This window comes from Massilia pseudoviolaceinigra, from assembly GCF_030846505.1.
In the GTDB taxonomy this organism is placed as follows: Bacteria; Pseudomonadota; Gammaproteobacteria; order Burkholderiales; family Burkholderiaceae_D; genus Telluria_A; species Telluria_A violaceinigra.
The window spans coordinates 1-618 of record NZ_JAVCWL010000133.1 but is presented as its reverse complement, the minus strand read 5'-3'; the positions used below and the strand labels follow the sequence as shown (position 1 = coordinate 618).

The following is a 618-nucleotide window of genomic DNA, read 5'->3' as shown; positions in this document are numbered from 1 at the left end:
GTGCAGAGCGACCCTATCGGGCTGGATGGCGGCATCAACACCTACGTATATGTGGACGGGGATCCGGTCAATTATTCGGATCCTTACGGACTAACAAAAGGGGTGCGGGGAGGTATAGCCGCATTAGTAACTCGAGTTCTCGTCGGCGAGGTTAGAGTTGTAATCCCATATTATAGAGCTGGCAAAATCTTCGGCAAGAGACCTGGTCACATACCTGATACGCCGGAAAATCGCAGGCTCCTGGCAGAAACGGCTAATGACCCAAAAAATATTTTGGGGAAAGATAGATACGGCAATGAGTGGTGTGCCAAAACGCGTGAAGATGGGACGCAAGTATGGACGTCATCTAGAAATGGCGAAATGCTTAACGGAGGGGTAAATGCCACACCCCAAACTTTCAATCCACAAACCGGATTATCAGCTCCGACTAGGCCGACACAAAAATGACATGACTACAATTCCTGAACGTTTAACTCTCAAACAGGCATACCTCGCTATGTTCTTTTTTCTGGAGACAGAATACGAACGCGTCCAGTCGGATGAAATTGGGGGGCTGCTAGGCAGCTTACAACTAACAGTCGATGGTATGCCGATGGATCCAGGAGCTTGGCAAGATTG

Annotated in this window: 1 protein-coding gene; it reads left to right on the top strand. The window is 48.9% G+C overall.

What is annotated here, in order from left to right; genetic code table 11:
- A partial coding sequence (locus RBA40_RS33425) for an RHS repeat-associated core domain-containing protein (RefSeq protein ID WP_306653224.1) occupies positions 1-447 on the top strand: 447 nt, incomplete at its 5' end.
- Positions 448-618 lie beyond the last annotated feature (171 nt).